The sequence below is a fragment of the Erythrobacter sp. HI0063 genome (genome assembly GCF_001635685.1).
GTDB lineage: Bacteria > Pseudomonadota > Alphaproteobacteria > Sphingomonadales > Sphingomonadaceae > Qipengyuania.
On record NZ_LWFF01000115.1, the window covers coordinates 1 to 548 of the forward strand.

The 548-nt window shown below is 60.2% G+C and carries 1 pseudogene; it reads left to right on the forward strand.

Annotation, left to right across the window (positions count from 1 at the left end):
• Positions 1–15: 15 nt before the first annotated feature.
• A pseudogene (locus A3736_RS05150) lies at positions 16–548 on the forward strand (hypothetical protein); the annotation flags it as partial.

Consider the following 548-nt stretch of genomic DNA (forward strand, 5'->3'; position numbering starts at 1 on the left):
GACACGCATAAGCTAGTGAAGGCCGACGCGACCACGCTTGTGGATCTGTCGAAGAAGACGGCGCTCATTGACGAGGAAGGCGAACGCAGCAACGGCATCTTGTTCAACTCGCACACCTTCCGCGACGGCAAGTACGCGGAAAAGGCCCACCGCGTGCTGGAACATCTAAAGGCGGACGAGCGCACCCTGCTCACCGAGGTGCAGGACAAGCTGTCACGCAGCGGCGCGATGTACGAAGCCGAGGTCGAGAGGATGCTTGGGTCGGACCTTTACAAGCGGCTGGTCAGTGTTGGCCTGTTCGACCGAATGGAGGTTAGCAACAGTACCGAGTCTGTTGGCTACATCGCGTCGCCGAACGACTTCCAGAAATACGGACGCCCGTTCGAAGAGGACCCCATTGATGACGCGAAAGCGCTTATCGCTTCGTTGACCTATGGTCAGACGCGCAGCAACTCCGTGCGAGGTCGGATTACGATGCCCGAAGCATTGATCCGCACCCTCGTTCGCGGTGACGAGCTCGCCGCTGGGGCTGGCGGCATCCGCGCGAT